Consider the following 24,677-nt stretch of genomic DNA (forward strand, 5'->3'; position numbering starts at 1 on the left):
GGTCTGTATAATGAAGGGATGCACTTTGAAGGGCGTGACTGAAAACCATGAAAGAAAAACCTGTAATGGAGACCGGACAAAAGTTTCCTTTGACCATCCGGCGGCTCGGCATTAATGGCGAAGGCGTCGGTTTCTTCAAACGCAACGTCGTATTTGTCCAGGGGGCTCTCCCCGGCGAAGAAGTGACGGCCCAAGTGACCGCTGTAAAAAGGAATTTTGCAGAGGCGCGGATCCTGAAAGTCCGGAAGCCTTCACCTCATCGTCAGAATCCCCCTTGCCCGATTTACACAGCATGTGGCGGGTGTCAGCTGCAGCATCTCGCTTATCCTCAGCAGCTGATCGAGAAACGCGACCTTGTCGTCCAGGCACTGGAACGGTATGTAAAAGGCACAGAAATTGAAGTCCGCCAGACGATCGGCATGGACAATCCTTGGCATTACCGCAATAAAAGCCAGTTCCAAGTCCGCGCCAAGGATGGAAAAGTGATGGCCGGCCTGTTCGCAGAAGGCTCCCATCAGCTTCTCGATATCGACCAGTGCATCGTCCAGCATCCGGTGACGACCAAAATCACGAACGCCGCCAAGCAAGTCCTCGAAGACTTGCGGATACCGATCTATGATGGAAAATCGATGAAGGGCCTTATCCGGACGATTGTTGTCCGTGTCGGCCTTGAAACCGGCCAGATCCAGCTCGTCTTAGTGACGACACGCCGGGACCTGCCTAAAAAGCGGCTGCTTCTGGATCGGCTGAAAGCGATTGACCCATCAATCGTATCGATTGTCCAGAACATCAATCCTGAAAAAACTTCCCTCATTTTCGGTGAAAAATCCATTACGTTACACGGGAAGGACACCATCAATGAAAAATTGGACGGCCTTTCTTTCGACTTGTCTGCAAGGGCGTTCTTCCAGCTGAATCCTGAGCAGACGGTCAATCTCTATAATGAAATCAAAAAAGCCGCTTCCCTTACCGGCAAGGAATCCGTGGTGGATGCCTACTGCGGGGTAGGAAGTATCGGCTTATGGCTGGCGGATGGCGCAAAAGAAATCCGCGGTATGGATGTCATTCAGGAAAGCGTGGAAGACGCCCGGCGGAACGCCGCCCACCATGGGTTCAAATCCTTATATGTCACCGGCACTGCCGAAGAGTGGCTGGAAAAATGGCGCAAGGAAGGATACGTCCCTGATGTCCTGACCGTGGATCCGCCTCGGACCGGGCTCGCCGACCCGCTCCTGAAGACCATACTGAAAGTGAAGCCGAAACGGTTCATCTACACTTCATGCAACCCTTCGACATTAGCGAAGGATTTGCAGCAGCTGCTGAAAGTCTACAGAGCGGAATACATCCAGCCGGTCGACATGTTCCCGCAGACAGCCCAAATCGAAGCGGTCGTAAAACTCGTCCGTAAATGAACAAAACGCTTGGATTCCCAAGCGTTTTTTTACTGCGCGGATTTTGTCTCCGCCTGTGGTTTATTCGCCCGGCCGAACAGGACCAGGAAGAACATGGCCGCCAGCATCAGGCCGATCATCAGCAGGAAACTGACGCCCTCAGCGTACTGGATGAACAGACCGCCGAGGAACGGGCCGGACAGGCTGCCGAGACTGAACGCCACACCGCACAGCAAATTACCGGTCGGCAGCAGTTCCTTCGGCGTCAGGTCACTCATATAGGAGATGCCGAGTGAGAACGTGGAGCCGACGAACATTCCCGCTGCGATGAACAGGATGAACAGCAGCCACTCAGACTGTTCCGCGAATCCGGCGGCCATGAAGAAAAATGCGCCGCCGCCAAGCGCCAGCAGCAGGACCGGGCGCCTTCCGATCCGATCGCTTAAAGAACCAAGCGGTATCTGAGTCACAATCGCACCTGCTGAAAAGGCAAACAGTAGAATGGAGACGAACGAAACATCGAGCGATTGCCGGAGTGCGTAGACCGGATAGCTCGCATTCAGGGAAGCTTCCAGGAATCCGTACCCGAGCGGCGGAAGGAAAGCGATCCAGGCGGCAGCGACCGCCTCTTTCGAACGCCGGAAAATACCGAGCACGGTCACTTCACTTGAAGCAGACTCGGGAAAATCATTCTCAAGCCAGAAAACGAGCGACCAGGCGGCGAGGCAAAGCAGACCGGATATGATGAAAGGCAACCCTTCGAAAACATTGACAAGCGGCACGAACAATGGGCCGGCACCGAATCCGACACCGAACGATAAACCATAGATAGCGATGTTCCTACCAAGCCGGTGCTGGGGCGAAAAGCTGGTGATCCACGTCTGCGTCGAGAAATGGAGCATGTTGTCTCCGATACCGATGATCATTCTCAGAAAGAACCAGAACAGCACACTTTTCCAGAGCGGAAATAAAAACAGCGAAGCGATGACCAGTCCGCCGCCCGTGAGAATGACCGGCCGGTATCCGAATTTTCGGATCTGCGGTTCCATAAAAGGAGAAATGATCAGAATTCCTATGTATAACCCGGTCGCTGACAATCCGTTCAAGGAAGAAGAGACGCCGTCCTGTTCAAAAATGACCGCAATGAGGGGCAGCAGCATTCCTTGTGAAAATCCGGAGATTGCGACGATGATGACGAGAACCCAAAAACGCAGTTTCTCTTTTTGTGTAAAATCTGCCATGGCGACCTCCCTATGCGTGTATCTCCAGCACAGCCGCTGAAGATGCCGGCATTCATTTTAGCACAAGAACTGTGCTGACGCCTCATTGGAAGGAAGGCTGGCCGGCCCTCTATTGAGTGAATAAAGTAAGAACACAAAAAACCCAGCCGCATCTGACGATGATTCGCGGCTGAGCCTCTATGTCCTTGATGTCGATCACTTCTTCATACTAGCCTCTTACGGCTCCAAAGGCGCCGAATTGGTCGCATCCCCCCTTCATTCAAGAATTAATGAATGGTTTTGTCAACTCAATCCCCGCCTCCTCTCCTGATTGATTAAACCTACCTTACCATAAGTTCAGAATAGAGTAAATGTTTACAATTAATATTTTTTTATTTTTTAACCTCCCCTTCCGTGTTCCAAACTGCTCCTTTCCGCTTTTTCGCCTGGATTTTGCCTTCTTCATTGAAACGGGTAACAGAATGGGCTACGATAGGAACGGAAAAAGCGAGGTGTACTATTTTGGGAAAATCCATTACTGGACAAGAGCAGCAAGTACAGTACATGAAACAGCGGCTGAATATGTTCTTGAATGTCCTTGATTCAATAGAACCTGAAGAGACAGATCTGGAAGACATTGATCGGCTGATCCGGCTTGTTGATGACATGGATATGAAACTGCAGGAATTCAAAGGGCGAAAATCTCCGGAGGACGGAGAAACTGACTAATATAGAAAGAAGCAGGATGACCCATGATTCGGCCATCCTGCTTCTTTTTTTCGTTGGGTTACTGTGTCTTGTTTTGAGAAGAAGATCCGCTGCCGCCCGAATTCGAAGAGCTGCCGCTGCCTGAGCTTGAAGAACCGCTGTCGGATTTCGTTTCCTGCTCCAGCTTTTGAGGATCTTCGTGGAGAACTTCCACGACATCTTTTTTAGCGTCCTTCACAGCGTCCTTCGTTTCCATGAAGGTCTCTTTCGTTTCCTTCGCCATGTCCTTCACTTCAGGGGTAAGTTCTTTCAATTCGTTCACTTTCTCTGTGACGTTCTGGACATCGTCCTGTACATGCTGATACAGGGCCTGCGCTCTAGTCACCTGCCCCTGTACGGAATTTTTCAGCTCACTCGGATTTGTCGCATAATACGAAGCATTATTTCCGAGCTTTTTCGATTTGTTCATTACATCCTGGCGGGTGCGCTTGTCGAGCAGGGATACTGCCGCCCCCGCAAGAGCTCCGAGCACTACGCCTGTCATCAGTTTGTTTTTTGCCATTCCAAAACCCTCCTAATCTTATCATCAATCTGTCCTTAGTGAATTTTTCCCTGATTCTTTAAAAAGTAAACTTCGGATTTTATTTTTCTCAGATAGGGCTTGACGGGGAACTGAATTTTTGAAATATTTAACTGAAGCACTACATAATATGCATGATAAAAAAGGGGGAAGTAAGATGGTTTGGTTGGAAGATAGCTTAACATGGCTATCGGGCGTCCTATGGGGAGTACCGGCGCTCATACTTATTGTTGGAACGGGGATTTTCCTGACGATCCGGCTCGGCCTCGTCCAGCTCAGGCTTTTACCTGATGCGCTGAAACTCGTGTTCTCACCGTCCAAGCAGGACAAAAGTTCTGAAGGGGATATTTCACATTTTGCTGCGCTCACTACCGCTATGGCAGCTACTGTCGGAACCGGTAACATTGTCGGGGTGGCAGCGGCGATCGCCCTGGGGGGACCGGGCGCACTTTTCTGGATGTGGGTTTCCGCATTCTTCGGGATGGCGACCAAATACGGGGAAGCCGTGCTGGCCGTCAAATACCGTATCACGGATGATAAAGGCGAAATGGCCGGCGGGCCGATGTACTATCTGGAACGCGGCTTGAAACAGAAATGGCTCGGAGTGCTGTTCGCAATTTTCGGCGCTGTTGCCGCCTTCGGTATCGGGAATACCGTTCAGTCGAATGCCGTAGCTACAACGATGGAGAACACGTTCGGCGTATCGCCGTGGATCACTGCAATCGTGCTGACAGTGTTCGCTGCGCTCGTCATCATTGGCGGAATTAAAACTATCGGTAAGGTCACTGCTTATTTCGTACCGATCATGGCTATTTTCTATATCGCTGCAGGACTTATCGTAATGATCATGAACTTCAGCCTGGTTCCGGAAGCATTCGGCATCGTCTTCTCCGCAGCATTCACAGGTGAAGCGGCTGCCGGGGGCGCAATCGGTGCCGCTATCCGCTACGGTGTCGCCCGTGGAGTCTTCTCGAACGAAGCCGGCCTCGGTTCCGCGCCGATCGCAGCGGCTGCCGCGAAAACTGATCTGCCGGGACGTCAGGCACTCGTATCTATGACACAAGTGCTGTTCGATACACTCATCATCTGTTCGATCACCGGACTCACCATCGTCATGTCCGGTTTATACGGAGGGGGCCTCAACGTCGATGACGGCATTTTGACGAACCAGGCATTCGGCTTTTTCCTTGGCGACATCGGACCGATCCTGGTCACTATCGGACTTTTGTTCTTCGCTTCTTCGACGATTGTCGGGTGGGCTTATTACGGCGAAAAATGTTTCCAGTATCTGTTCCGTAGTTCAAGACTTCTGGTCGTTTACCGGATCGTCTATGTGGCATTCGTTTTCGTCGGAGCCGTTGTGCCGCTCGGTATCGTTTGGCTGTTCGCTGACGTCATGAACGCTGCGATGGCTATCCCGAACCTGATCGGTCTTCTGGGGCTTTCAGGAGTCATCGTTGTTGAAACGAAACGCATCACTGATAAAATCAAAGCAGAAAAATCAGGGACCGAGCCCGTTGACAGCGCAGTAGAACAGTGAAATGATAAGTACCAGTAAACTGAAAGGCAGGAACTTATCATGGATTTGTCTAAACCGACCGATGAAAACATTTCATTCATGATCACTTCGATTAAGGAAAAACTGAGGCTCGTGAATGCGGATGCGATGAAACCAGAGCATTTCGACATAAATCGCTATGATGATCTGCGGGATTTATATGAAATGGTCCAGGCGCGCAAATCATTCAGCCCGAATGAAATGCAGGCCATCGCATCAGAACTTGCTTCTCTTCGGAAGTAAAAAAAGGAGACCTGCCGGTTGGCGGGTCTCCTTTTTCATACTTCCTGGAATTCCTTCCGGAACTGCGCCATATACCAGCTGCCTTCTTTAATGACTGTCTGAAACCCGAGGAATTCAAAGCCGGCTTCCACTCCCCATTCTTTCAGCTCCTGCTCCGATGGCAGTCTGTACAGATTATCGAATGATGAGAAAAAACTATTGAATGCGTGCGCAAAAGGCGGGCTGTCGATCTGGCCGGCGATGGGGGTCACGATTGATAAAAGACCATTCTCAGGCAGCCAGCCTGCCAATTGCCTGAACAGTTCCGCGCGTTTTTCGAGACCGATATAGTGCAGTACATTGTTCAGTAAAATAACATCCGGCTGTTTTTCAGGCTGGAAAGTCCAGAGGTCGCTATTAACGATCGTCACATTCCTGCACTCCGCTGTCACTTCACGTGCTGTGCGGGCAACCGAACCGCTCACTTCGACGCCGATAAATTCCACATTCGGAAATCGCCTGGCAAGCATTTTAATATAGCCGCCTTCCCCGCATCCAAGGTCCAGCACAGTGCCTCCATGCATCGTCTTCAGCTGCTTCGCCACTTTCCCGATAGCCGCCGCTTCCAGCAGGCGGCTTGTTTCCGCCACCATGTCTGCATGCCGCAGTTCATCAAAATGATTGCGCTCGCCGCCTCTCATGATTTCCGGATAGCTTAAAAGAGCCGGGATGTGGAGTTCCATCATTTCTTTTAAAATGATGCCTGATGAATTCTCTCCTTTCCTTCTCGGGAGTTTCCATTTATTGCGGGTGCGGAACCGGTCACGGCCGGCCCGCTTTAAGTGTCCGACCGATACCCCGACCTTCACCCACTGATCCAGCAGCGCTTCATCGATTCCACGGGCGTCCGCTACATCATTGATTGTAAACGGCCGGTCGAAGACCGTGAAGAGGTCAAGTTCGTAGCCGACGTACGCATGCCAGCTCGCTAAGAACGGCTCATTCCGTTTCATGTAGGTCCTGGCTCTCACCATTTTCATTAGATCCATCATAAATTCCACTCTGCTTTCCATGGATAATCATCTGCTTTCCTGAATAGTTTTTGCTTTTTCAGTTCTTCCGGTAAAGTCGGGCGCCTTCTCGGGAGGAGTCCGCTCTGGACGAGCCGGTCCCTAGTGTTTTCTTTCCAAATTCCCATTCCCGATGTATTCAGCATTTGTTTAAAATGGAGAATCTGATCTTCTTCCATTCGTTCGAATGTCCGCCGCCGGATATAGCTGACTGGTCTGTACGGAAACGAATAAGCCAGTGCCGACAAATGACTCAAACGGAGCGTGTAGCTGGCCCTGCCATACCGGACCCGCTCGTACCACTGAAGATTGACGGGATCTTTCTCCCCCGATTCCAGCATGTCCGCCGTAAGCTCTCCGAGGATATCTGCATCCTGGATCGCCATGTTCATGCCTTCCCCCGCCATCGGATGGACAGCGTGTGCCGCATCTCCTAAAATCGCCTTATTTCCCGCTATGTACTTAGGCGAATGATAAGAGATGGGAATCATCAGCTGGATCTTTTTCCAGTCGGTAATGTGCTGCACATACCCATCGACAGATGGCGCCAAATCCGTATACATCTTATGGAAATACTGTACCGGCTGTTCTTTCAGTTCCTTATAGGCACCGGGAGAAATCAAGTAAACGCTACGCACTTCATTACCGGGCAATGGAAACAGGCCAAGAAAACGGTTATAAGTCGAGATGATCCTTCCTTCTGTAAAATCGGGCCGCCTAGGGAACGTGACCGTCAGGAAGTGATGATTGTACTCAGTCGGTTTGACCGTAATCCCCATCGCTTTCCTCGTAACAGAAGCTCTCCCTTCCGCTCCGAAAAAATAATCGGCTTCGACAGTCAGCTTTTCTTTGCCGCGCTGCAGGACCGCTTTTGTTTCTGTCAGTTCCTTACAGGGCATACCGCTGAAATAGCGGAAGTTCGGATGTGCCATCGCCGCCTCGCGGATGATGGACTTCAATTTCTCGTGCCTGACCATATAAGCACTGTTGTAGCGGCCGGGCAGTATGCTGTAATCCATATAGGAGCGCTTCTCTACTTGCAGGGAATCTGAGAGCTCGAGCAGATCGAGAATCCGGATGCTATTTGCATGGGATCGGATTTCCTCGCCGATTCCGAGCCGGTCGAAAATTTGCATACTCTTGGGCTGAAGCAGTTCCCCTTTGTAGACGGGTGTTTCTCCTGTCAGTTTCTCGGCAAGGATGACATCTATTCCGCGGTTGACCAATTTTAACGCCAATGTCAGACCGCCGACACCGCCGCCGCTTATGAATACTTCCGTTCTCATTCGCTTCACCCCTTCCTGTTCTCTACCCGAAGGAGAGCGGAGCAGAAACCTATCCCGCCGCTCTGCACGTCCATTCTTGATCACCAGATGGAAAAAAGGCTGGATTTAAATAAAAAAATGGCCGGTTCATATATGAACCGACCATTCTCTGACAAGGTATTACAGCTCAGCTTCTCCGTTTTCTTTACTCAGCAGCAGAATTTTTCTGGATTTCCGCATACCGCACGGCCAGTGCCGCCCCGACTGCGGCGTTATGCTTGACCAGTGCAATATTGGCTTCCAAGCTCTTGCCCTCTGTCATTTCTTTTATTTTCCCTAACAGGAACGGAGTGGTGTCTTTCCCTCGGATTCCATTTTTCTCCGCCTCTTTCAGTGCTTCAGCGATCACTGAATCGATGAAAGACTTGCTCATTGCTTCATCTTCAGGGATCGGATTAGCGATCACCGCACCGCCATCGAGGCCGAGAGACCATTTTATATGGAGTGAAGAAGCGATTTCCGACAAATCATCCGACCGGTATGTCACATCGAATTCGCTTGAGCGGGTGTAAAATGCCGGCAGCTTGTCTGTCTGATAACCGATGACAGGGACGCCTTTTGTTTCCAGGTACTCCATTGTCAGGCCGAGATCAAGGATCGATTTGGCTCCGGCACAGACAACAGCCACATTCGTCTGACCGAGTTCTTCCAAGTCCGCAGAAATATCCATTGTCGTTTCCGCCCCTCTGTGGACACCGCCGATTCCGCCGGTCGCAAAGATCCGGATGCCGGCAAGATCTGCGCAGATCATTGTGGCAGCTACGGTTGTGGCCCCTGTCTGCTTCGTCGCAAGCAAGTAACCGATATCCCGGCGTGATGCCTTCGCTGCATCACTGCTGTTTCCGAGCATCTCCAGTTCTTCATCCGTCAGGCCGATCTTTATTTTCCCGTCCATCAAGGCGATGGTCGCCGGGACCGCCCCGGCTTCCCGGATGATTTTTTCCAGTTCGCGGGCGGTTTCGACATTTTGCGGATACGGCATGCCGTGTGAAATGATGGTGGATTCCAAAGCGACGACCGCTTTTCCCGTGTCCAGAGCTTCCTTTACTTCGCTTGTATACGTCAATGCAGTTTTCATTCTTTCTCCTCCATCTCTTCTTTCAGTCTTGATGCAGTAAGTTCCTGCCGGACCGTCAGCGGTGAATGAAGCGTCTTCGCCGCATTCGTCAGACCCGCTTTCACGATATCCTCGAACTCGAATCCGTTCAGATAGCCATGGAGCAGTGCTGATGTGAACGCATCCCCTGCTCCGGTGACATCCCGCATGACTTTCGCGGGTTTTACGCTGTAATGGCGGATGTTTTGGATATTCCCTGCCATGACTCCATTTTCGCCCCAAGTGATCGCCACATTCCGTGCACCGAGATCGATGAATTCCCATGCCGTACGCCGCCACTGTTCTTCCGTCTCGATCGTTTCACCCGTGTAAGCTTCCGCTTCATCTTTATTGCAGATGAACCACGTGATTCCCCGGAGCGTTTCACCGAGGCGATCGATCTTAGGAGATGAAACTGCAATGACAGCCAGCGGTATTTCCCGTGATTCGGCCAACTGCTGGACGTAGCTCACTGATTCTGCAGGGCAGTTCAAGTCCATGACAATAAGGGATGCCGCAAGAAGCTGCCCCTCGTAGCGGCTCAAATGCTCAGGATCCAAGTAATCACAGATTTCCATGTCGGCCATGGCGAACAGCATGTTGCCGTCCGTATCCAGTACGGCCGTATAGGAGCCTGTCGGCAAATCACGCTGCGTTTCCGTCAACTCAAGGCTCATGAACGGCTTGGAGCTTTCTTCGATTGTCTGCCAGTCGTTGTCACGCCCGACGATGGACATCAGTTTCACTTCGTGTCCCAGACGGCCCAGATTCTCCGCTACGTTCCTTGCGACTCCGCCTGCGCTTTTAGCTGCGCTCACCGGATTGGACGTCCCCATTTGAAGCGGTTCTGAAAGCTGGAATTTCCGGTCGACGTTCGCTCCGCCGATGCAGACAACCGTCCCTCCTGCCGGAAGCATATAGGCTCTTCCCAGCACTTTACCTTCCCGGATCAGCCCGGAAATCATGTTGGCAAGAGATGGCCTGGACATCCCGAGCCTTTCAGCCATTTCCTGCTGTGACATATATGGATTCAGCCGGATCAGTTCCAGCACTTCTTCCTCTTTTCGGTTCATTTCGCACCTCCGTCTTAAACATTTGTTTTAATCATAAACTTTTATAAAATTATATGCAAGAACTTTGGCCAGAAAATTAAAAATTAAACTATGCCTCTGCAATTCATGCCTCTTTGTGCTAGACGCGTCTGTCCTGTGAACAAGTGGATACCTTTTCTGCGGACTGTGCTTGTCCGGCGGGACTCCAGTAAACAGGAAAATCCGCCGGAACCAGTCCTCCGGCGGATGCTCTCTTCTATTCGGCTGCTTCCGAAACCTTCTCCTTTTCGAGCGGTTCGACCAAGATTTCGACACGGCGATTCTGAGCGCGTCCGGCTGCTGTGTCGTTCGGCGCTATCGGACTGTATTCTCCGTATCCTCTCGCGCTGAACCAGTGAGGGTCCAGCTTGTCGTTCTCAGTGACAAGCTGGAGGAAATTGACTGCCCGCATGACACTGAGATCCCAGTTGGACTTGAATTCAGCGGTATTCATCGGCACATTATCAGTATGGCCATTGATGGTGACGGCACGCGGGGGATCGAATTCAAGCAGACGGGAGACGTCCATCGCCACTTGCCGATGTTCCGGCTTGATCTCCGCTTTTCCCGGGTCGAACAGCACGCTGTCCTGGATGGTTATCAGTAAGCCTTTCGGTGTTAAAGCGGTTTCGAATTTCCCTTCCAGCTGTCCTTCCCGGATGTAGGCATCGACCGTTTTTTGATTTCCTGAAGCGATTCCTGATCCTCTGACAATTCCATGGATTGAGCGGATGTCTCCGACAGCGGCATCTCAGCCGGAACGGGCGTATTGAATTCCATGGCACCGTCCGATCCCTCGAAAATTTCATTGAACGCCTGGCTCATCTGCTGCAATTTTTGGGCATCGATTGTGCTTGATGCGAACAGGACAATGAAAAGTGCCAGCAGCAATGTCAGCAGATCGGCATAGGGAATGAGCCAGGATTCATCGATATGGTCGTCATGATGTCGCTTTCTGTGTCTCTTGGCCAACGAAACCCGCCTCTCTCTCTTCTAAGATCTTCTGGCGCTCGCTGGCCGGCAGATAGGATGCAAGCTTCTGCTCGATGACGCGCGGTGCTTCCCCTTCAAGAATGGACAGCACTCCTTCGACAACCATCATCTTCTGCCTGGCTTCCTGTTTCGATTTTCTCTTTAATTTATTGGCGAACGGATGCCAAAGTACATAACCTGTGAAGATCCCGAGCATGGTGGCGATAAACGCACCGGAAATCGCGTGTCCGAGCTTTTCAATGTCGTTCATGTCCGAAAGTGCCGCAATCAGGCCGACGACCGCCCCCAGGACGCCGAGCGTCGGTGCATAAGTACCGGCTTGCGCAAAAATCAGCGCTCCGCCGGCATGACGCTCTTCCATCGCTTCGATTTCTTCGGTCAGCACGTCCCGGATGTACTCGGCGCTCTGACCATCCACCGCAAGCGAGAGCCCGTTTTTGAGGAACGGGTCATCCACTTCCGATGCCTGTCCTTCAAGTGAAAGCAGCCCTTCCCTTCTCGCCGTGTCTGCCAGTTGCGAGAACAGCCGGATCACCTCGCCATCCGACTGGTTCTCTTTTTCTTTGAATAAAATGCCGAACAGTTTCGGTATCCGCTTAAGTTCGCTGACCGGGAAAGCGATCATGACCGCCCCTGCCGTTCCGAACAGGATGATCAGAATCGCAGCCGGGTTCAAAAGGGCGTCAGGAGTGACCCCCTTAAATATCATACCTGCCAATACCGCCACCATTCCGACGACTACACCGATTACTGTTGCAAAATCCATTCCAGTACCCCCAAATCCTCTTTCTTTCCTTTATTACGGCAGATTCCCGAGATTTTTAACGCCCGCCGGAAACTTTCTTCCTTGTTCACTCCGCTGAAGTTGCAGTGTTTGACAAAAAGTTGCTACTATTAGAAGGAAAAGGGGGAGATTGTCTTGACAACGTTTGAACAAAAGCTGGACCGGTATGCGGAATTAGCCGTTAAAGTCGGCGTCAACATCCAGCCCGACCAGCAGCTCTACATATCCGCATCCATCCAGGCAGCGCCCTTCGTGCGGCTCGTTACAAGAAAAGCTTACGAAGCCGGCGCCCGGACGGTCCATGTCGATTGGAATGATGATGAAATCACCCGCGCCCGCTATGAATTGGCACCGGAAAATTCCTTTACAGAATTTCCGGATTGGCTCGTCCAGCAGCGAGAGCAGCTTGCCGATCAAGGCGCCGCATTCATGTCCATCGCCTCACAAAGCCCGGATTTATTGAAGGGCATCGATTCTAAACGGATTTCGACGTTCCAGAAAACAGCCGGAAAAGCACTGGATAAATATCGGCAGTATGTCCAATCCGATAAAATCAGCTGGACTGTCATTGCCGCTCCATCCGCCGCTTGGGCATCGAAAGTGTTTCCGCAGCTCCCCGAGGACGAGCAGGTCCCGGCGCTTTGGGAAGCGATCTTCAAAGCGGTGCGCGCTGATCAGGATTCACCGGTCGACGCCTGGAAACAGCATGACGCGGCACTCCACGAGAAAGTCGAGTACTTGAACGGACGGAAGTACGCAAAGCTGCATTACCGGGCACCCGGAACGGATCTGACGATCGCACTCCCTAAAGGGCACCTCTGGGTCGGAGCCAGTTCAGTGAATGAAAAAGGGGATACTTTCATGGCGAATATGCCGACGGAAGAAGTGTTCACTGTTCCGGAAAAGACAGGAGTCAATGGCTATGTCACAAGCACGAAGCCGCTCAGTTACGGAGGCAATATCATAGACGGATTCAAGCTGACTTTCAAAGACGGACGCATCACGGATGTCACAGCCGATGAAGGCGAAGAAGTGCTGAAAGAACTGGTCGCAACGGATGAAGGCTCCCATTATCTCGGGGAAGTCGCGCTCGTCCCGCATCAGTCCCCTATTTCAGATACGGGCACGTTGTTCTTTAACACGCTGTTCGATGAAAATGCGTCCAACCACCTGGCGATCGGTTCCGCCTACGCGTTCTGCATCGAAGGCGGAAAATCGATGACGCCGGCAGAACTCCAGCAGCACGGGCTCAACCAGAGCATCACGCATGTCGACTTCATGATCGGCAGTGCCGATATGGATATCGATGGCATCCGGGAAGACGGAACAAAAGAGCCGGTTTACCGGAACGGCAACTGGGCGTTCTGATTTCCCATTTTCGCCACTTAACCTCCTGCTGAAAATCGGGTATAATGGACAGTAAGCAAACTTTTCAGTGAGAGGAGCTGACGTTGATGCTTTTATATTTGACGACCGTCATCGGTTTCATGGCGCTGATCACAGTGGTTATTTTTGCGAACATGTTCTTCATTTCACGTGTAGTGGTTGGACATGATGCAGAAAAAGTGGATCCGAAACCGGCTGAAAAATACTGAATGCGGAAACCGGGCCTGCTTATATAGGTCCGGTTTCTTGGTTTATTCCCTGCCGGACAGACCCGGCCGAAGAAAGGATGAAAGAAATGACGAGACTTGAGGAAATGCTGGAATTCAACGAACGGTTCGTAGCGGACAAGAAGTACGAAGAATTTGTGACCGACAAGTTCCCCAATAAAAAAGTGGTCGTCCTTACGTGCATGGACACACGGCTGGTGGAGCTGCTCCCAAAAGCGCTTAACCTCAAAAACGGCGATGTGAAAATGCTGAAAAGCGCTGGAGCGATCGTCAATCATCCATTCGGTTCCATCATGCGGAGCCTTCTTGTGGCAGTGTACGAGCTGAATGCGGATGAAGTGCTGATTGTCGGCCACCATGACTGTGGGATGTCCGCACTCAAGCCGGAACCGATGCTCGCGAAAATGCGGGAACGGGGAATTACAGACGAGACGCTGGACATTGTCCGCGCTTCCGGTATTGACGTCGACCAGTGGCTCGAAGGGTTCAGCAATGTGCAGGACAGCGTGCGCCACAGCGTCCAGATGGTCCGGCAGCATCCATTTATGGACAAGGCGGTTCCCGTCCATGGACTGGTCATCGACCCGGGCACCGGAAAACTGGACCTTGTCATTAACGGATATGAAGAAAACCGCTGAGCCCGAGCTCAGCGGTTTTTCAGGCTGTTGAAAAAGAGTTGGGACAGCCGCCGGCCAATTGTTTCGCTCCGGATCTGCTCGCTTGCTCCTGCGCTGCTCGTCGCAAACAGTCGTGGCGATGCCTTTGCCGCAGTTGCTTGCAGGCGTCTCGCAGAATCCGTTCCTTCGCATCGGCCGGCGGTTTTGCGGCAATCTGCCGATGCAACAGCACTAGCAGGATGTCTCACGGAAACTGTCCCGGTCTGACGTCACTTTTGCTGTTCAGCAGCTTTCCGTCAACATGGAACAGGAGATGCCATACAATCATCGCTATTCTCTTCAGGAAAAGGTGCGGGAAAGAAAAGGGAGGAATCTCGGCCACTCCGGCAGAATAACGGATGGAAGAGACCCCGGAGCGCGTGTCAGCGCGTGAGGAGGCTCGACCGTCCGTCTGCGGAAAGGGCCGGGTTCCCCCTTTTCTGAACCGGCAAGTTCTCTTGGAAACAGTGCAGAACGTAGTAGATAAAACGGTTATTGTTTCTTTCTCGACAATCGCGGTTTTTTTATTCAGTCTGTAAAAAAGCGCCTGATTTCTTTCCGCCAGATGCGCCAGGCGGCCTTACCCTTTCAAAAATCCCTTTCCAGCATGGCGTAATGGTAATGATCGCGCCATTTCCCGTTGATGAAGAGGAATTCGCGCAATAGGCCTTCACGCTGCATCCCTGTCTTTTCAAGAACCCGGATGGAACCCAGATTGTCCGGTGAAACGTATGCTTCGATCCTGTGCAGGTTCAGCTGCTCAAAGCCGAAATCAAGCAGGAGCTGAAGGGCTTCGGTCGCAATGCCTTTTCCGGCAACACGTTCATCGACCGAATAACCGGCCAGTGCATTCAGGAACGGGAGCCGTTTAATGCTGTATAGCGAGATATGGCCAATCAGCCGATCTGTCCCATGCTCATAGATACCGAAGCTGTATTCCCGGTTTTCCCGCATCTGGTACTGGGCTTCTCTTATTTTCTGCCGCTGGACGGCGACAGTGAAGTAACTGTCCTGATGACGCGGCTCGTAAATGGACCAGTAATCCCGGTTCCGTAAGAGAAGCTCGACCATCTCCTCTGCATCTTCAGGCGCCATGACCCGTATGTAGCACTTTTGGCCGCTAAGCAGCAATTTCATAACTATCCCCTCACAGATGCCAATTCAAGAAACGCTTCCACATCCTCCACGCAAAGAGAGATGCCTTTCTCCCAAAACGTTTCTTGCGTAATGTCTTCCCCAAGATGCTTCAGTGCGAGTTCTTCCGTCGTCATGACCGCCGTATCCCGAAGCAGGGAAATGTACTTTTGTTCGAACTCTTCACCTTCCTCAAGCGCTTTCGCGTAGACACTGAGTGAGAACAGATATCCGAAAGTGTACGGGAAATTGTAGAAAGGGATATCTGTAATATAAAAGTGGAGTTTCGATGCCCAGAAGTGCGGATGGACGGAAGACAATCCGTCTGCAAACGCTTCCTGTTGGGCTTGTTCCATCAGAACATTCAGCCTTTCCGCCGGTACGAAGCCCGACTTCCGTTCCTCGTAGAAACGGGTCTCAAAAAGGAATCGGGCATGGATGTTCATGAAAAATGCGACACTGCGCTGCACTTTATCTTCGAGCAGGGCCAGTCTTTCATCTTCTGTCGCCGCTTCTCTGACCGCCGCATCCGCCACGATCATCTCTGCAAAAGTCGAAGCCGTTTCGGCGACGTTCATTGCATATTGCCGGTTCAAGTAATGGACCGGCTGAAGGGCGAAGGAATGAAAAGCATGACCGAGTTCATGCGCAAGAGTCGACACACCCGACATCGACCCGCTGTATGTCATGAATATCCTCGACTGTCCGGACTGGGGGAAACCCGTACAGAATCCGCCCGGCATTTTTCCCGGCCGGTCTTCCGCTTCGATCCATCCGCCTTCAAACGCTTTCCGGCTGAAATCCGCTAACTCGGAACCAAAGCTCCCGAAATGTTTCAGAATAAATTCCGCAGCTTCCTGGTAAGGCAGTTTCCCCGCACTTTTTGCTGTGGGGGCATCAAGGTCGAACCAGTCCAGTTTCGTTTTGCCGAGAAGTCTCGCTTTTTTATCCAAATATCTCCTGAATGGCGCCTTATGACGGCTAATGGCATTCCACATGGCATCCAGCGTACCGCGGCTCATCCTGTTGAGGTGAAGGGGTTCCTGAAGCACATCGTCCCAGCCTCTCCGGCGATAGACGGACAGCCGGAATCCTGCGATGTGATTCAATGTCTCCGCGAAGTAATTTTCTTTGCGGCTCCATTCTTCTTCCAGTTTTTCAAATGCTTCCTTGCGGACGGATTCATCACTATGGGAACTTAAATTTTCCGCCTGACCGACGGAGAGCTTTTTCTTTTCACCTTCTGCTTCGAGTTCCACATGAATATCACTGACAAGCATATCGTAAAGCCGGCTCCAGCCGTGATAGCCGTCTGTGCTGAGCGCGCTGATCAGCTGTTCCTCCTGTTCAGAGAGCTGCAGTTTCGCCTGCTCCCGCCATTCGTTCAAAATAAACCGGAATTCCGATAATTCCTTTCGTCCGGTCAGCTCTTCCCAGACTGGATCAGACGTCCGGACCAATAGCTGTTCCAGCCGCTTCATGGCCGACTCGAACTGTGCGCTCAACTGTGTCAGTTCACTCTGGAGCAGTCCGGCCGTTCTGTCCGCTGTATCCTGGGCCTGAAGGCAGCCGATGAAAGACGCAGCCTGACTGAGCGGCAGCGCGGCCTGCTTTACGAGCGCCAAAAGTTTCACCGCTTCCGGTGCCGATTCGCCTGACTGAAATTCAGCCGTCCGTCCGATCTCCAAGTCGAGTGCGCCAATTCTTCCGGCAGTGTCTTTCAAGTGTTCCCGTAATTGCGCGGATTGACTTCCGCCTTGGAAAATCGAATCCAAGTCCCATTTTTCTTCATACCTCATGGGCACTATTCCGCTCCTTCCAACTTGCTCGTATCTTCTGAAAACAATACAAGTATAGCACGGTTAATTCCTTGTGGCACTCAGATGGGGTGCAGTCATCCGGGACTCTGTCCGCTTTGTCCGCCCTTTCCGCCTTCACTTCAAAAAATCAGCCATTATTGACGCCCTTCAGATCGTGCCTGTTCCTTGAGACTTCCTCTTCCTTGACTTTTTTACCTGAAAAGTTCGGTTTCTTGTCAATTGTTGTCCTACCCAGTGGCGGTTATACTTAAATGAAACAAAGGAGTGATTGTTTTGGTCCGTGTGCTGCTCTTGACACTGGCGCTCGCCGGAATGATCGCCATGAGCCTGGCTTCTTTTTTTATGCCGCTCAACGGCCGGACGACCGGCGAAATCGCAGAACGCCTGCCTGTCCTCTTTATGCCCGCAGGCTATGCACTTTTAATCTGGATCGTGATTTATTTACTGCTGGTGCGCTGGGCTGCTTTTTATTGGAAAAACGCATCCGGAAAAGGGCGGCCGTCCCGGCGTGTATCCTTTCTATTTATCGCCAGCGGATTTTTCCATATCAGCTGGCTGGCCGCCTGGCACTACGGTCATTTCTTGCTGGCACTTGTGCTGGCGGCAGGCTACCTCCTTGCGCTGGCCTGCCTCTATTTTCAATACGGACCAGGCAGCCGCCAGCGGGTTCCCATATCGGTCATCTTTGGCTGGGTGACAGCTATATTCATATCGAATACCGCCTATGTGCTGACGTATTACAGCTGGAGCGGATGGGGAATCAGTGATGCTCTTTGGACAGTCATCATGATGACGATTGCCGCCGCGGCCGCACTCCACGTCCGTTTCCACTATGCAGACATCGCTTATCCTGTTGTCTTCATCTGGCTTTTCATCGGCATTGCCGTCAAGAACGGCTTCAATGAAATGCTCGTCTCAGTGGCTTCTTTATTCCTGAGCGGTGTATTGCTCGTCGGTATTTTCTTCATAAAAAAAAGACCTGCATAGCGCAGGTCTTTTTTATTCGGCCAATTCCGTCAGCAGGAGCGGCCCGTTTTTAGTCACGAGGACAGTATGTTCAATCTGCGCCACGAGCGACTGATCCGGCGTGATGAATGTCCAGCCGTCCCCTGATTCGATGATGTGTTCCGCTTTTTGGGAGATGAAAGGTTCGACAGCAAGGACCATCCCCTCTTTCAACAGAACCTTTTCCCAGGCATCATAGTAATTGAGTATGTGCTGGGGCTCTTCGTGGAGGGATTTTCCAATGCCGTGGCCTGTCAGGTTTTTAATGACGAACAGGCCGCGGTCCTTCGCTTCCCGTTCCACGGCTTTTCCGATCTGGTTCAATTTGGAGCCTGGCTTCACTTTTGTCATGGCCCGTTCAAATGCGTGGGCCGCCGCATCGATCAGCGCCTGCTTCTCTTCGTGTCCTTCCCCGACCACGAAGGAGATCCCAGTATCCGCGAAATATCCGTCCATCGATCCGGAGACATCGATGTTGACCAAGTCCCCTTCCTGGATGACGCGTTTGCCCGGAATTCCATGAGCGACTTCCTCATTGACACTGATGCACGTGAAACCCGGAAAATCATACTGGTCTTTCGGCCCTGAAACCCCGCCGAGTTCCTCAAAGAGCCGGCCGCCCAGTTCATCCAGCTCTTTTGTCGTGATGCCGGGCTTGGCTGCCGCTTTCATTTCTTCACGGATTTTCGCAACCATTTGTCCAGCCTTTTTCAGTGCTTCGATTTCCTGTTCAGTCTTTGCGATCATGCAATACCCTTCTTTCAGCCGATTTCTCTCATTAACTATATCATAAGGATCCGGCGCGTTCAGTTCTCAGGGTCGGTCAGCCGGGGAGCCGCAGTGAACAATCCCCAGCAGACAAGGGCTGTCAGCAGGAAAATCGGAACCATATAAGTTGCGTTGTAAGTGACGGAATAGATGAGGACATTCCCTTCAGCAAAGCTTGAAAAGAACCATACACCGACGGCCGTATGGATAAGATACCGCAGGAACGATGCAACGAAGACCCCTGCCGCCACGAGCAGCCCTGCCGCGAAAAATTTCCGGTCATGGAGCTTTTTCAAGTAAGGGCTCCGTGTGATGCCGGCAAGACCGACAACGGCAAACGCCGCGATGTACTCCAGAAAAAGCTGGAGGACGACAAAACCGAAAGACAAGGGTGCTGCGTAGTATCTTCCCAAAATCAGCTGCAGAAGTCCGAACAGCGCCCCCGTTCCGATTCCGGCCCACACTCCCCGCCGGAACGCCATTAGCACGACTGGAATCATCGCAAGGCTTACAGATCCACCCTGCGGCATGCTGAAAGCGATAAAATCGAGCACGAAAGCGAGCGCAGCGAAAATCGCGATTTCCAAAAGCACAAGCACTCGTTTATTCCCCATTACAATTTCCTCCTTTTGCACCGACAAAAGGCCGCCGGAAAAGAGCGATGCGCGGCCGGCGCGACCTTTCACGGCAGCCGCTTTCCGGCATGCGCTGAAAGGCCGGAAGCTGAAGCCGGCATAGAAAAACGGCATCAGGACAGAGCCTGACACCGTATGGTCTCATTTCCGTCCACATCCCTGCGCAAGCATTAACTTACAGGTTCAAAGGGTCAGAACAAATAGTTCACTCTCAGCGAAACGCTCCCCTTGTGGTGCATTCATATTAAGTTACAATGGATATTGTACACAAAATCCGCCTGGAGTGCAATGCCGTTTCGTGCAGGCCGCTCCGGGTAAATGAAGGAATAGGAACTTATCGGAAAGGAGACGTTTTGTGTGATTGAATTGCTTAAAGAACTGATCAAGATCAAAAGCGATACAAAAGAAGGAGCGAATGAAGCGCTCCGCTATTGCGCGGAATGGCTGGAATCCCATGGTCAGGAAGTGCAGGTACATGATAATCTCGGCTACCTGATGCTGACTGCGACGAAAGGGGAAAACAATGAAGGCGATACAATCGTCTGGAATGGCCACGTAGACGTTGTACCCGGCCACAAAGAGCAATTCTCGCCCCTGGTGGAGGGAGACCGTCTCTATGGCCGCGGCGCGGCGGACATGAAAGCCGGGGTCGCCGCTATGATGCAGGCATTCGTGGACCTGGATGAAGAAAAACTGAGCCGGACCGTTCAGCTGCACATCGTCACAGACGAAGAAATCGGCGGACATAATACGTCGGAATGGCTGGTTCAGCAAGGATATACCGGTGATTTCATCATTGCCGGCGAACCGACACGCCTGAAAGTCGGGCTGCAGTCCAAAGGGATTCTTCACATGGATCTGACATTCAAAGGAAAACCGGCGCACGGCAGCCGCCCGTGGGAAGGGATCAATGCCATCGAGGCCGCGATGAAGTTTCATGAGGCGCTGAAAGATCTGCCATTCACGAAGGAATCATCCGAGTATTATGAACAGCCTTCGGTCAACTTGGCAAAGATCAATGCCGGAGACCGGTACAATGTCGTCCCGGAAATCTGCCACATGTCATACGACATCCGGTTCCTGCCGGAACAGGATCCGAAAGAAATCGAACGGCAGATGGCGGAACTCGGAGAACAGCTGAACCTGAATATGGATTATACCGCCAGCGGATCAACGCCGGCGCTCACCACCTCGGAGACCAATCCGTACATCAAGCACCTCCAGGCGGTTATCCGGGAAGAGACCGACAAAGAACCGGTCCTCTTCGGTCAGCATGGTGCCGCGGATACCCGGTACTATGCCGCTGTGAATGAAGGCGGAGAAGGAGCGATCGAATTCGGTCCTGCTGGCGATGACTGGCATGGCAACGCCGAATATGTCTCCATCTCGAGCGTGGAGACTTATCGGAACATCCTGGTCGCCCACGCTCTGCTCGAAGTGTGATGTTTGCCATTCCCCGCAGACGGGAATTGAAAAACTAACACACCCAACGAAACGGAGCGATTCATTTATGAAATTCGGCAAAATCATGAAAACAGCGATGAAATATGGACCCATTGTCTATCCGGTCGTAAAGAAAGCACTCGATAAACGGAAGCGTGCAAGCAAGTCGCGCGGCCGGACACGGACAGTCAGCTCCCGCCGGAGATAATCGGCGAACACAAAACCCGCCTCCGGGATTTTACCGGAGGCGGGTTTTGTCATGTATAGTGCCTTAATTTGGAAACCGTGATGTACTCCATTTCACTGATCGGATTCGCTGGAGCCGTTTCAGCAGCTGCAACTTCCCCTTCACTCGCCCGTTTTTCCATCAGTTCTTCAAACGAGACGGGCCGGGGATCCGGAAGTTCACGATCCGTCACGCCAAGAGCCGGCTCATAAACATCCAGGAAGGCATTCGCCATCTCTTGGTAACCTTGGATCGTCGGATGGACATCTCCGGGAAGGGGAATCTTCGCGGTCGCGTCCATGCCGAATTCGTCTGCGACCGGCACGTAAACAGCCCCGGCCTTCTCAGCCTCTTGTTTCAGGATGGCATTCAGTGTGAGGAGCTGCCTGGCGAGCCCCGGCTTTTGAAGGTCGTTGGCATGAGGGTACGGAAAGTAGTAGCCCATAACATATACTTCCGCTTCCGGCGCCCTTGAAGAGAGTTCCGCGAGCAGTTCCCGGATGTTCTTTCGGGCATTGTTCATCGCCCGGTCCGCTGCCAGCTGGCTGAAGGTGATCGAGCCGCTCGCCGGTTCAGTCCGGACCAAACTTAGCAGGTCATTAGCGCCTGCCGATACCGTAATCAGTGTCGCTTTACCCAGCAGTTCCTGTGCTTCCGGTGATTTCACCCGTTCGAGCACGCCTGCCGATGTGAGACCGGGAAACGCAAAGTCCTTCGTGAAAAAGCCGAGCGACCCTTCCCGTGCCAGTTCCTGCGCAATCAGGTCCGCATAACCGCTGTCGATCGCCCGGTCCGGCGTCTGGCCGGCCGCCAGCGAATCGCCGAACGCCGCAAATACTTCAGGTGTTTCCGTCTCCGCAGAAACGCCGGCGGCTCCGCTGAATGCCAGCAGCCCGGCCAGAGCCGCTGCCGCTAATTTTTTCAAAACGATCCTCTCCTCAAAAAGCCCAGTTCCCGTTTCTGAATACCGGTTCTGCTGTGCCATTTTCCAGAATACCGTCAATATCCATTTCCGCACTGCCGATCATGAAATCCTCATGGACAATCGACACGTTCAGTCCGACGCCCTCCAGCTGACTCCGTTCCAAGTCCCGTCCTCCTTCTAGGCAGGTCGGATAAGAATCGCCGATCGCTAAATGGTTCGAGGCATTTTCATCGAAGAGCGTATTATAAAATAAAATTCCTGAATCCGAAATCGGGGAGCGGTGCGGTACGAGGGCCACTTCCCCGAGAGAAGCGGAACCTTCATCCGTCTGAAGCATTTCATCCAGCAGTTCCTGCCCCTGTTCCGCTTCCGCTTCGATGATTTTTCCGTTCTCGAATGTCAGTTTGAAACCATCAATGATGTTCCCCTGGTAAACAAGCGGTTTCGTATTGCTTACATACCCGTTTACACCTGTTTTCAGCGGCACTGTGTATACTTCTTCCGTCGGCATATTCGCGATGAACGGCGTGCCCCCAGCTGTTTTGGCAGCGCCTGTCGCCCAAATATGTGCGCCAGGCAGTTCGATCGTGAGGTCTGTCCCCGGCGCCCGGTAATGCAGCTTTTTGTATCGCCTGCTGTTCAGGACCGCCGCTTTCGTTTCCAGATCTGCGATGTGCTTCCGCCATTTTTCCACGGCATCGCCTTCGCCGATCCGCACTGTCTTGAAAATCGCTTCCCATAACGCTTCAACGGCTTCCCGATTCTCCAGGGTGCCGAACACTTTCTCTGCCCATTTATCCGATGGCACTGCCACGATGGACCATGCCACTTTATCCGACACAATGGCCTGGCGATAGCGTTCGAGCGCTTTGCCTGAAGATTTCTGCGCGTCCGACAGCCGCTTAGGCGGAATGCCGGTCAGCAGGTCCGGGTCTTCCGCATCAATCCACAGAAATGCTCCGTCCGTATCGATCACTTCATCCCGTTGGGCCACAGACCACTCGGGGTATTCCCGGAACGCCTCGTCCGGCGCCATTTCGAAATGCATGCGGGTCTGGAGCGGATCTGTGTAATTGACCTGGACCCTTTTCGCTCCCGCTTCATAGGCTTTTTTGACGACGAGTCTGGTGAATTCCTGCGTGTCGGTCGTAGCGTTTATCAGCAAGATCTGACCTTTCCGTACATTCAGTCCGACTTTGACCGTCAATTCGGCATATTGTTCAAGCTTTTCCTGAAATGTCATTTCCGCTTCCCCTTTTCGGCAATGGTTTTGGATGATCCTTCCATCAGTCTGCCCCGGTGCCATATTTTCTGGACCGGCTTGGACTGGAGTTCCTTCGCAATCCGCTTGTACTGCCGTTCATCCGCATACGAAAGCAGTGTCAGCGCCTCTCCATCCGCACCGGCACGACCGGTTCTCCCTGAGCGGTGCAAGTATTGCTCATACGTTTTCGGGACATCGACATGGATGACGTGAGTGACGCCTTCCACATCCAGCCCGCGCGCCGCAACATCGGTCGCCAGAAGGATCGGCACTTCACCCGAGCGGAACGCATCCAGCGCTCTCTTCCGCTCTTCTTTCTTCATTTCGGCATGGAGTGTCACGACGCCGGCATCGCGGTATGACAGTTTGCTTTCTTTCATCAGAAGCTGATCCAGGCTGTTAATAAAAGCGAGTCCTTTCATGCCCTCGACGTGCGACAGCCTGCGGAGCATATCCGTCTTATCCCGTTCCTCGATTTTGATGAACGAATGAAGGACGTCTCCGAATTCCGGCAAATCCTCTGCGGTAATGGTGATCCGGGCCGGCTTGTCCATCAGCCGGTCCGCTACCAGCTCAATTTCTTCTGTCACAGTGGCCGATACCAGCACCAGCTGTCTGCCGTGCTGCGTGCGCTCAATCAGATCCCGTATCGCTCCGCGGTGTTCCCTGCTCAGCAGCTGATCCCCTTCATCCAGTACGATCGTGCTGATTTCATGGACCTTCAACTTTTTATTTTTCACGAGTTCATTCAGCCGGCCCGGGGTACCGACTACAATAGCCGGCTTTTTCTTCAGCTTCTCGATTTGCCGCTGCACATTGGCGCCCCCGATCAGCTGTGCAACGCTGATGCCGGTGCCGGCTGTCCAGTCCCGAAGCACATTGACGATCTGCATCGCAAGCTCTTGGGAAGGGGCGACGATCATCGCCTGCACCTGCTGTTTTGAAGGATCCGTTTTTTCAAGGACCGGCAGCAGATAAGCCAGCGTCTTTCCTGAGCCTGTCGGCGACTGGGCAACCACATCATTCCCTGCAAGCATTTCCGGAATCATTTCCGCCTGCACCGGCAGCGGCGCACCGAATCCGGCTTTATTCCACTTCTCCTGCCAAGCAGGACTTAACTTCTCAATTGCGTTCATGATCCATTCCACCT

At 52.4% G+C, this 24,677-nt stretch carries 24 protein-coding genes, 1 pseudogene and 1 riboswitch; of the genes and pseudogenes, 10 read left to right on the forward strand and 15 right to left on the reverse strand.

Features of this window, described 5'->3' with window-relative positions; all coding sequences use genetic code 11:
• Nucleotides 1–47: 47 nt before the first annotated feature.
• Complete coding sequence (gene rlmD, locus CCE92_RS11985; protein WP_088008191.1) at nt 48–1,412, forward strand: 23S rRNA (uracil(1939)-C(5))-methyltransferase RlmD; 1,365 nt, start codon at nt 48–50, stop codon at nt 1,410–1,412.
• A gap of 29 nt (nt 1,413–1,441) precedes the next feature.
• Here rlmD and CCE92_RS11990 read toward each other — a convergent pair whose 3' ends face one another.
• Nucleotides 1,442–2,632: an MFS transporter gene (locus tag CCE92_RS11990; RefSeq protein WP_088008193.1), complete on the reverse strand. Its 1,191-nt coding sequence runs from the start codon at nt 2,630–2,632 to the stop codon at nt 1,442–1,444.
• A gap of 501 nt (nt 2,633–3,133) precedes the next feature.
• Here CCE92_RS11990 and CCE92_RS11995 point away from each other — a divergent pair.
• On the forward strand, nt 3,134–3,340 hold the full coding sequence (locus CCE92_RS11995; RefSeq protein WP_088008195.1) for an SE1561 family protein: 207 nt from the start codon (nt 3,134–3,136) through the stop codon (nt 3,338–3,340).
• Nucleotides 3,341–3,398: 58 nt separating this feature from the next.
• Here the strand turns inward: CCE92_RS11995 and CCE92_RS12000 are convergent, their stop codons facing one another.
• Complete coding sequence (locus tag CCE92_RS12000) at nt 3,399–3,881, reverse strand: YtxH domain-containing protein (RefSeq protein WP_088008197.1); 483 nt, start codon at nt 3,879–3,881, stop codon at nt 3,399–3,401.
• Nucleotides 3,882–4,056: 175 nt separating this feature from the next.
• On the opposite strand from CCE92_RS12000, the gene CCE92_RS12005 reads away from it, so the two are divergent.
• Entirely contained in the window at nt 4,057–5,439 is a 1,383-nt protein-coding gene (locus CCE92_RS12005; RefSeq protein ID WP_088008199.1) for an alanine/glycine:cation symporter family protein, read from the forward strand.
• A gap of 39 nt (nt 5,440–5,478) precedes the next feature.
• Nucleotides 5,479–5,700, forward strand: coding sequence for a DUF1128 domain-containing protein (locus tag CCE92_RS12010; RefSeq protein ID WP_088008201.1), 222 nt, complete (start codon nt 5,479–5,481; stop codon nt 5,698–5,700).
• Between the two features lie 35 nt (nt 5,701–5,735).
• Here the strand turns inward: CCE92_RS12010 and CCE92_RS12015 are convergent, their stop codons facing one another.
• From CCE92_RS12015 to motA, 6 genes and pseudogenes are all read right to left on the reverse strand, one after another.
• Complete coding sequence (locus CCE92_RS12015) at nt 5,736–6,728, reverse strand: class I SAM-dependent methyltransferase (RefSeq protein ID WP_241536020.1); 993 nt, start codon at nt 6,726–6,728, stop codon at nt 5,736–5,738.
• A complete protein-coding gene (locus tag CCE92_RS12020; protein WP_088008203.1) occupies nt 6,728–8,035 on the reverse strand; it encodes an FAD-dependent oxidoreductase in 1,308 nt (435 codons plus the stop codon). The genes CCE92_RS12015 and CCE92_RS12020 overlap by 1 nt, the downstream gene beginning before the upstream one ends.
• Nucleotides 8,036–8,219: 184 nt before the next feature.
• Nucleotides 8,220–9,152: a pseudouridine-5'-phosphate glycosidase gene (locus tag CCE92_RS12025; RefSeq protein ID WP_088008205.1), complete on the reverse strand. Its 933-nt coding sequence runs from the start codon at nt 9,150–9,152 to the stop codon at nt 8,220–8,222.
• Nucleotides 9,149–10,243, reverse strand: coding sequence for a carbohydrate kinase (locus CCE92_RS12030; RefSeq protein WP_088008207.1), 1,095 nt, complete (start codon nt 10,241–10,243; stop codon nt 9,149–9,151). The genes CCE92_RS12025 and CCE92_RS12030 overlap by 4 nt, the downstream gene beginning before the upstream one ends.
• Before the next feature lie 235 nt (nt 10,244–10,478).
• Nucleotides 10,479–11,233 (reverse strand): annotated as a pseudogene (gene motB / locus CCE92_RS12035) (flagellar motor protein MotB).
• Nucleotides 11,202–12,020, reverse strand: coding sequence for a flagellar motor stator protein MotA (gene motA, locus CCE92_RS12040; protein WP_088008208.1), 819 nt, complete (start codon nt 12,018–12,020; stop codon nt 11,202–11,204). Before motA ends, motB begins: the two are co-directional and overlap by 32 nt.
• Before the next feature lie 153 nt (nt 12,021–12,173).
• Between motA and CCE92_RS12045 the strand changes: the two genes are divergently transcribed.
• The 3 genes from CCE92_RS12045 (at nt 12,174) to CCE92_RS12050 (ending at nt 14,289) form a co-directional block, all read left to right on the forward strand.
• On the forward strand, nt 12,174–13,406 hold the full coding sequence (locus CCE92_RS12045; RefSeq protein ID WP_088008210.1) for an aminopeptidase: 1,233 nt from the start codon (nt 12,174–12,176) through the stop codon (nt 13,404–13,406).
• Nucleotides 13,407–13,492: 86 nt separating this feature from the next.
• Complete coding sequence (locus CCE92_RS16055; protein ID WP_164474950.1) at nt 13,493–13,633, forward strand: hypothetical protein; 141 nt, start codon at nt 13,493–13,495, stop codon at nt 13,631–13,633.
• Between the two features lie 86 nt (nt 13,634–13,719).
• Nucleotides 13,720–14,289 carry a beta-class carbonic anhydrase gene (locus CCE92_RS12050; RefSeq protein ID WP_088008211.1) on the forward strand — a complete coding sequence of 190 codons (570 nt, stop codon included), beginning with the start codon at nt 13,720–13,722 and terminating at the stop codon, nt 14,287–14,289.
• 606 nt (nt 14,290–14,895) lie between these two features.
• Here CCE92_RS12050 and CCE92_RS12055 read toward each other — a convergent pair.
• The gene (locus tag CCE92_RS12055) at nt 14,896–15,444 is read right to left on the reverse strand and encodes a GNAT family N-acetyltransferase (protein WP_088008213.1); all 549 of its coding nucleotides are present in this window, start codon (nt 15,442–15,444) and stop codon (nt 14,896–14,898) included.
• 2 nt (nt 15,445–15,446) lie between these two features.
• On the reverse strand, nt 15,447–17,240 hold the full coding sequence (locus CCE92_RS12060; protein WP_088008215.1) for a M3 family oligoendopeptidase: 1,794 nt from the start codon (nt 17,238–17,240) through the stop codon (nt 15,447–15,449).
• A 303-nt stretch (nt 17,241–17,543) separates the two neighbouring features.
• On the opposite strand from CCE92_RS12060, the gene CCE92_RS12065 reads away from it, so the two are divergent.
• Entirely contained in the window at nt 17,544–18,248 is a 705-nt protein-coding gene (locus CCE92_RS12065; protein ID WP_338152472.1) for a TspO-related membrane protein, read from the forward strand.
• Nucleotides 18,249–18,260: 12 nt separating this feature from the next.
• On the opposite strand, the gene map is transcribed toward CCE92_RS12065, so the two are convergent.
• Complete coding sequence (gene map, locus CCE92_RS12070) at nt 18,261–19,013, reverse strand: type I methionyl aminopeptidase (RefSeq protein WP_088008219.1); 753 nt, start codon at nt 19,011–19,013, stop codon at nt 18,261–18,263.
• Nucleotides 19,014–19,072: 59 nt separating this feature from the next.
• The gene (gene thiT, locus CCE92_RS12075; RefSeq protein WP_088008253.1) at nt 19,073–19,648 is read right to left on the reverse strand and encodes an energy-coupled thiamine transporter ThiT; all 576 of its coding nucleotides are present in this window, start codon (nt 19,646–19,648) and stop codon (nt 19,073–19,075) included.
• A 160-nt stretch (nt 19,649–19,808) separates the two neighbouring features.
• Nucleotides 19,809–19,908: riboswitch (TPP riboswitch) on the reverse strand.
• A gap of 118 nt (nt 19,909–20,026) precedes the next feature.
• Between thiT and CCE92_RS12080 the strand changes: the two genes are divergently transcribed.
• Nucleotides 20,027–21,112, forward strand: a complete 1,086-nt coding sequence (locus CCE92_RS12080; protein ID WP_088008221.1) for a M20 family metallopeptidase — start codon at nt 20,027–20,029, stop codon at nt 21,110–21,112.
• Nucleotides 21,113–21,179: 67 nt separating this feature from the next.
• On the forward strand, nt 21,180–21,320 hold the full coding sequence (gene yxzF, locus CCE92_RS16060; RefSeq protein WP_164474951.1) for a small protein YxzF: 141 nt from the start codon (nt 21,180–21,182) through the stop codon (nt 21,318–21,320).
• Between the two features lie 49 nt (nt 21,321–21,369).
• On the opposite strand, the gene CCE92_RS12085 is transcribed toward yxzF, so the two are convergent.
• The 3 genes from CCE92_RS12085 to CCE92_RS12095 are packed head-to-tail and all read right to left on the reverse strand — an operon-like array spanning nt 21,370 to nt 24,663.
• The gene (locus CCE92_RS12085; protein ID WP_088008223.1) at nt 21,370–22,263 is read right to left on the reverse strand and encodes an SGNH/GDSL hydrolase family protein; all 894 of its coding nucleotides are present in this window, start codon (nt 22,261–22,263) and stop codon (nt 21,370–21,372) included.
• Nucleotides 22,264–22,276: 13 nt separating this feature from the next.
• Complete coding sequence (locus tag CCE92_RS12090) at nt 22,277–23,506, reverse strand: aminopeptidase (RefSeq protein WP_088008225.1); 1,230 nt, start codon at nt 23,504–23,506, stop codon at nt 22,277–22,279.
• Entirely contained in the window at nt 23,503–24,663 is a 1,161-nt protein-coding gene (locus CCE92_RS12095) for a DEAD/DEAH box helicase (RefSeq protein ID WP_088008228.1), read from the reverse strand. The genes CCE92_RS12090 and CCE92_RS12095 overlap by 4 nt, the downstream gene beginning before the upstream one ends.
• Between the last annotated feature and the right edge of the window lie 14 nt (nt 24,664–24,677).

The organism is Indiicoccus explosivorum, from assembly GCF_002167005.1.
GTDB classification, from domain to species: domain Bacteria; phylum Bacillota; class Bacilli; order Bacillales_A; family Planococcaceae; genus Indiicoccus; species Indiicoccus explosivorum.

What these genes read in the sequence shown, in the direction of transcription:
- rlmD (WP_088008191.1), top strand. Translation starts at nt 48, where the DNA reads ATGAAAGAAAAACCTGTAATGGAGACCGGACAAAAGTTTCCTTTGACC.
- CCE92_RS11990 (WP_088008193.1), bottom strand. Translation starts at nt 2,632, where the DNA reads ATGGCAGATTTTACACAAAAAGAGAAACTGCGTTTTTGGGTTCTCGTC.
- CCE92_RS12000 (WP_088008197.1), bottom strand. Translation starts at nt 3,881, where the DNA reads ATGGCAAAAAACAAACTGATGACAGGCGTAGTGCTCGGAGCTCTTGCG.
- CCE92_RS12005 (WP_088008199.1), top strand. Translation starts at nt 4,057, where the DNA reads ATGGTTTGGTTGGAAGATAGCTTAACATGGCTATCGGGCGTCCTATGG.
- CCE92_RS12010 (WP_088008201.1), top strand. Translation starts at nt 5,479, where the DNA reads ATGGATTTGTCTAAACCGACCGATGAAAACATTTCATTCATGATCACT.
- CCE92_RS12015 (WP_241536020.1), bottom strand. Translation starts at nt 6,728, where the DNA reads ATGGATCTAATGAAAATGGTGAGAGCCAGGACCTACATGAAACGGAAT.
- CCE92_RS12020 (WP_088008203.1), bottom strand. Translation starts at nt 8,035, where the DNA reads ATGAGAACGGAAGTATTCATAAGCGGCGGCGGTGTCGGCGGTCTGACA.
- CCE92_RS12025 (WP_088008205.1), bottom strand. Translation starts at nt 9,152, where the DNA reads ATGAAAACTGCATTGACGTATACAAGCGAAGTAAAGGAAGCTCTGGAC.
- CCE92_RS12030 (WP_088008207.1), bottom strand. Translation starts at nt 10,243, where the DNA reads ATGAACCGAAAAGAGGAAGAAGTGCTGGAACTGATCCGGCTGAATCCA.
- motA (WP_088008208.1), bottom strand. Translation starts at nt 12,020, where the DNA reads ATGGATTTTGCAACAGTAATCGGTGTAGTCGTCGGAATGGTGGCGGTA.
- CCE92_RS16055 (WP_164474950.1), top strand. Translation starts at nt 13,493, where the DNA reads ATGCTTTTATATTTGACGACCGTCATCGGTTTCATGGCGCTGATCACA.
- CCE92_RS12050 (WP_088008211.1), top strand. Translation starts at nt 13,720, where the DNA reads ATGACGAGACTTGAGGAAATGCTGGAATTCAACGAACGGTTCGTAGCG.
- CCE92_RS12055 (WP_088008213.1), bottom strand. Translation starts at nt 15,444, where the DNA reads ATGAAATTGCTGCTTAGCGGCCAAAAGTGCTACATACGGGTCATGGCG.
- CCE92_RS12060 (WP_088008215.1), bottom strand. Translation starts at nt 17,240, where the DNA reads ATGAGGTATGAAGAAAAATGGGACTTGGATTCGATTTTCCAAGGCGGA.
- map (WP_088008219.1), bottom strand. Translation starts at nt 19,013, where the DNA reads ATGATCGCAAAGACTGAACAGGAAATCGAAGCACTGAAAAAGGCTGGA.
- thiT (WP_088008253.1), bottom strand. Translation starts at nt 19,648, where the DNA reads ATGGGGAATAAACGAGTGCTTGTGCTTTTGGAAATCGCGATTTTCGCT.
- yxzF (WP_164474951.1), top strand. Translation starts at nt 21,180, where the DNA reads ATGAAATTCGGCAAAATCATGAAAACAGCGATGAAATATGGACCCATT.
- CCE92_RS12090 (WP_088008225.1), bottom strand. Translation starts at nt 23,506, where the DNA reads ATGACATTTCAGGAAAAGCTTGAACAATATGCCGAATTGACGGTCAAA.
- CCE92_RS12095 (WP_088008228.1), bottom strand. Translation starts at nt 24,663, where the DNA reads ATGAACGCAATTGAGAAGTTAAGTCCTGCTTGGCAGGAGAAGTGGAAT.